The sequence below is a fragment of the Vibrio sp. 10N.261.52.A1 genome (genome assembly GCF_002876325.1).
Classification (GTDB): domain Bacteria; phylum Pseudomonadota; class Gammaproteobacteria; order Enterobacterales; family Vibrionaceae; genus Vibrio; species Vibrio chagasii.
The window spans coordinates 1,100-6,418 of record NZ_MCYD01000625.1 but is presented as its reverse complement, the minus strand read 5'-3'; the positions used below and the strand labels follow the sequence as shown (position 1 = coordinate 6,418).

The following is a 5,319-nucleotide window of genomic DNA, read 5'->3' as shown; positions in this document are numbered from 1 at the left end:
TACTGACTTCAAAACTACTGTGTAATTTTAAAGCTATTACCATTCCAACAGAATGATAATGAATTGACTGTGCCGATAATAAATTATCGATTGGTCACTCAGTTCATTGAAATCATTTTGATTCCGAAGAATCTGTTTTATCTAACGATAAAACGTTTTGATATTCATCAACGAGTGCCCACACAGATTGATAGGTTTAAATTGTTAAAGAGCTTCTCTTCATTGTGACTTGCGTCACTTCGTAAGAGGCGGCCATTCTAGCGACTTAATTCTCAGTGTCAAACACTTATTTGGAATTAATTTCTACTTTCTAAAAGTAGGAGTGAATTATCACTCAAAGCTAGTTGCCTTTACTAACATTCTTCGCTGAAGCCTTGTGGCGTCTGCCGTGTCAGTGAGGCGGAATTATAGAGACGCCGCTCATATTGGCAAGCATTAAATGCATTTTTTATTGAAAAAAGAGGTTAAACGAAGACATTTCAACCAAGGGCTTATTTGTACCACTTTAAGCCCAACTTTCGAACAAATTACTCACAACACCCTGTGGATAACTACTCACCACTATCAAAGAAGTAAGACAATCGGGACCTAGGGTTTAGGTACTCTCTTACTTGTTCAGGTAGCTTGTTGGGATTAACCGCATTAACGATTTTTATATCTTTAGCAAGCAGGTCGATTACCGGAGCTTGTGTTCTGGGCACGCTAGGGTCATACGTCAGCACATTGGGATAAAGCATATGCTTGGCATTTACCGAAATAACAATACCAATTGAATCATTGGAGAGCTGAACCACGGTTCCTGGCGGGTACACTCCCATGAACTTAACCAATAGACTTAAGTTGTCTTGGCTATATAGGTGTTTGCAGTTCTTATATAAGTGAGAAAGCGATAAATAAGGGATCATTGGCGGTGACTGTGTTTTACCATGGCACAAGTTATCGAATGCATTGGCAACTGCTACTATCTTGGCAAACTCATCAATCTCTTCTTCCTTTAAGCCTTCTGGGTAACCAGAGCCATCATTCATCTCATGATGCTGAGCAATTACCTTTTTAGCTGTTTCAGGAAAATCATCTATTGCAGAAACGATATCCGCACCATACTTAGTATGGAGCTTTAAATAGTTCTCTTCTGGCACCGTCAATGCGCTCTGCTTTCTTAATATAGCGACAGGTATTTTGATTTTGCCCACGTCATGGAATAACGCAGCAAAAGAGAGGTCTTTCAGTTGTTGTGTGTTGTAGCCTTTAGCTTTGCCGATCATCATGGCAACAACAGCAACATTTAATGTGTGGAAGTAGATATCTTCAAAGTCAGCTTTACCATTCATTAGGTGGAGTGTGACGTTATCATCACATACTAATGTTTCGACAATATCATCAACGAGAGATTTCACCTCTCCTACCGCATCCAAAGGACGATTGCGAATTTTGGTCATGACTGAGCGCATTCGAGCAAGTGAACGCTCAAACTCTTTCTCACAGTTACTCACTCTGCGTCGGTAAGAACTTAAAGTTTCAATGCGATCATGCTTTTCTTGCCACATTTTTTCAGCTTCAAGACTAACCTGTAAGTCATCACCTGATTCCAACTCAACCATATGGTTAACCGGCAAAGGTGAAGTATCACTTTGATTAAGGTTTATATAGACGTGTTTGATGCCAAGGTGTCGAATGATCTTAACCTGAGCATCGTCTTTTATTTTAAAGCTATTGAATAGAAACGGGTGTTCATTCCACTTGACGGGAAGTCGTATATGTAGACCGGGCTGAATGCGATCTACGGTAATTTTTATGCTGCCCATTTTTATATATAACGTTGATTAATAATCCCTATTTATAATTCTAATAAAACCAAGCAGCAATTTCACTATCCTATTTCACAGGTTCAGTTTAAAGAGTCGCAATGCACCATCCATCTTATACCGAACTTATCTTCAACTTTGCCAAACCTAGCGCCCCAAAACGTGTCTGCAAGCGGCGTCATGATTCGCCCACCCTGTGTTAGTTTTTCAAAGATCTGCTCTTGGGTCGCGGTATCATCTGTAACAAGAGAAAGTGCAAGGTTGTTCCCTTCAAGTTCTTTAGCTTTAACCCCATCAGACATCATCAGCTTCATACCAAAGGCTTCGAATTCAGCATGCATGATCCAATCAGGCTGCGCTCCCTCTATTACCTGTGGAGCATCACTAAAGAGTTGTTTCGATAAGACCACTCCACCAAAGCATTTATGATAAAAATCCAACGCCTCGCTACAACGACCATCGAAAAATAAGTAAGGGGTTACTGTCAGCATATCTTTCTCCTCTATTGCTACTTTAAACATAGACAATAGAAACAAGAATTACAGGTAACAGGCTGATTTCAGATGATTAATTTATTGAAGGTTATTACTACGATGGGAATTGATGAGATTTATGAATGAAACATCAAGATCTGACTGATTCGTAACTTGCATCCGAGCCAACAAGCTGGATTTCAAATTCACAAACGCTCAAAACGACGAAAGGTCGCTATAAAAGCGACCTTTCTATTTATGGTACCGGTTTAGGCGGACTGATTGGACAGGCATTCCTGCCGCTACCACGAAGGCAGCGCTTTACAGACTCCAGACACAACAAAGCCCCGACTTTCGTCGAGGCTCTGTCTTGGAATATGGTACCGGTAGGCGGACTTGAACCGCCACGCCCGAAGGCAACGGATTTTGAATCCGTCGTGTATACCAATTTCACCATACCGGCATTATCGTGGGCATTGCCCTGTCGATGTTTGGCATTATACGTAAGCAAGCTGATGTGGCAAGCATAAAAACTTGAATTCACGTGTGTTTGCCGATAATTTCGCCACTAAGTCATAAGCTGTGCGTCATGTCTCTTTTCACGCTCTGCCTTAAACTATATTCTGACGCCTAAATTTTTGAAGAAGTAATAACACCATGACATCTACCAACACACTGCCACCAGCTGGAATGATGCGCCGATTCGGAGCTTTGTTCTATGACGCTCTTATCGTGATCGCTATTGAAATGATGGCAGCTGGCGTCATTATCGCTTTACTGCATGCGCTTATGGCTCTTGGCATTTTTGACCACAGTGGTTATGCCGATGTCAGTGACTTCCTAACCAATCACCCTATCTGGAGCCCAGTTTACACATTTTATCTAGTGGCAGTTTGGGTTTACTTCTTTGTGTTCTTCTGGACTCGAGCTGGTCAAACTCTGGGAATGAGAGCGTGGAAACTTCGCGTTCAGAACAAAGATGGCTCTGCGATTACTGTCACTCAAGCTCTAATTCGCTTAGGAACTTCTGGTTTTGGTCTAGCCAATCTGTGCGTTCCATTAGATCCTCAAAAGCGTGGCTTTCACGATATCTGGGCAAAAACAGAAGTGGTTGTGTTACCTCAAGCGCGATAGTATTTCTAAACAGCTTCAATCAAGATCAAAAAAGGAAGGCGTTATGCCTTCCTTTTGTATTTATAATTTCCGCCTCAAGAGCATCACGGCTATTCCGAGGAATACCACACTTGGGGCTATAGCACCAAAGGCCGGTGGTATCTGATACACCAAGCTCACAGGGCCAAAGAACTCACTGGATATATAGAAGGTAAAGCCTGCGATAACACCAGATAGGATTCTTGCCCCCATGGTCACGCTACGCAATGGACCAAAGATAAACGACAGTGCCATCAACATCATCACCGCGATCGAGATTGGCTGGGTTATCTTTCTCCACAACGCCAGTTCGTAACGAGCAGCATCTTGTTCTGACGCTTTCAAGTAAGATACGTAATCATACAACCCACTCAATGACAGCTCTTCTGGTTTAACCGTCACGATTGCAAGCTTGTCTGGTGCGAGTGATGTTTTCCAAGTGTATGTGGGCAAATTCTCTTTCGTTATCTGCAGTTCATTTTCAAACGAAGTGACGACAACATCTTTCATCGTCCAAACGTTGTCTCCAACGTAATCGACTTCTTTAGAATAGATAGCGGTTTTCAGAGCCTTGTTTTCATCAAAGCGCCACATGTTCATGCCATATAGCTTGTCATCGTCGATTTTGACAATAAAGATGAAATCATTGACATCACGAGCCCAGACACCGCTTTGCGTGGAGATGATATTCCCCCCTGCAATCGATATGGTTCTTAAGTCACGAGCCATCTTTTGTGCTTGAGGTGCACCCCACTGCCCTAATAGCGTCACCACTATCATTAATGGAATCGCAGTCTTAAGTACCGACAAACCGATATCAAGTTTAGAGAAGCCCGCCGCCTGCATTACTACTAGCTCAGAGCTCGCCGCAAGCATACCCAATCCAATCAACGCACCAAGCAAGGCTGCCATTGGGAAAAACATTTCGATATCACGCGGGATACTTAACAAAACAAAGTACAGAGCTTGGAGGAGATCGTAGGTACCACGACCCACTTTTCTCAACTGCTCCACATACTTGATTATCCCTGAGAGGCCAACAAACGTCACCAATACCAGTGACGTGGTTGCGATGATGGTTCTGCCTATATATAAATCGAGAATCTTAAACACGGCTTAAGCCAACCTCTTATTCTTGAATTTTTCTTTCAAACGCCTTACTGGCACGCTATCCGTAAAGTTTGCACCAATCGCGACAATTAACAACAGCGCATTGATTGGCCACATGCCGACTACTGCAGGGATAGTGCCCTCTTCTATTGCTGATTTGGTTGCACTGATTGCCAAGAAGTAAGTCAGGTAAATCAATATTGCAGGACCAATCTTAGCGAAGCGTCCCTGCCTTGGGTTTACCGCCGAGAGTGGCACAACAAGCATGGTCAACAACGGAATACAGAGTACCAATGAAATTCGCCATTGCAATTCAGCTTTTGCGCTTTTGTTTGGATTACCGACAAGGTCAAGTGTCGGAATCGCTTCCCAATCACGACCTTTCTTCTCGACTTCTCGCTGGCCAATCAAGCCTTCATACTCTTCGAAGTGTGTCACCATATAATCAAGACGAGTTGGGACACCTTCATGACGAGTACCATCGTACATCACGATAACTTGGCGACCGTCGCTGAGCTCTTTTACATCGCCCGACTTCGAATACATCACACTTGGAAGCACAGAATCACGTGGACGCATTTGAGCAACGAACACGTTTTCTAGCTTATTACCGTCGATATCATCGATGAACACCACTGACGAACCATCTGGCGTTCCTTCAAATTTTCCCTTTGGTAGCAAATCAACACTGTTCTCTGCTGCCACTTCCTCATACATCTGTTCAACCTTGTCTTGCGACCAAGGGGACAACCAGAATGAGTTAAAAGCGGCAACCGATG

At 43.1% G+C, this 5,319-nt stretch carries 5 protein-coding genes and 1 tRNA gene; 1 reads left to right on the top strand and 5 read right to left on the bottom strand.

The annotated features are described in order from the left end of the window. Positions 1-551 precede the first annotated feature (551 nt). The 3 genes from BCT81_RS11330 to BCT81_RS11320 all read right to left on the bottom strand — a co-directional run bounded on the left by BCT81_RS11330 (position 552) and on the right by BCT81_RS11320 (position 2,741). Entirely contained in the window at positions 552-1,805 is a 1,254-nt protein-coding gene (locus tag BCT81_RS11330; protein WP_102424357.1) for an HD-GYP domain-containing protein, read from the bottom strand. Between the two features lie 83 nt (positions 1,806-1,888). After that, positions 1,889-2,296, bottom strand: a complete 408-nt coding sequence (locus BCT81_RS11325; RefSeq protein ID WP_102424355.1) for a VOC family protein — start codon at positions 2,294-2,296, stop codon at positions 1,889-1,891. 360 nt (positions 2,297-2,656) lie between these two features. After that, positions 2,657-2,741 (bottom strand) — tRNA-Leu (locus BCT81_RS11320). A gap of 194 nt (positions 2,742-2,935) precedes the next feature. On the opposite strand from BCT81_RS11320, the gene BCT81_RS11315 reads away from it, so the two are divergent. Continuing rightward, positions 2,936-3,412, top strand: coding sequence for an RDD family protein (locus BCT81_RS11315; RefSeq protein WP_004738663.1), 477 nt, complete (start codon positions 2,936-2,938; stop codon positions 3,410-3,412). 60 nt (positions 3,413-3,472) lie between these two features. On the opposite strand, the gene lptG is transcribed toward BCT81_RS11315, so the two are convergent. Further along, positions 3,473-4,543 (bottom strand): LPS export ABC transporter permease LptG, encoded by a 1,071-nt coding sequence (gene lptG / locus BCT81_RS11310; RefSeq protein WP_102424352.1) that lies wholly within the window; start codon positions 4,541-4,543, stop codon positions 3,473-3,475. Positions 4,544-4,546: 3 nt separating this feature from the next. Next, positions 4,547-5,319: LPS export ABC transporter permease LptF (gene lptF / locus BCT81_RS11305; RefSeq protein WP_102424350.1), on the bottom strand; the 773-nt coding region annotated here is incomplete at its 5' end.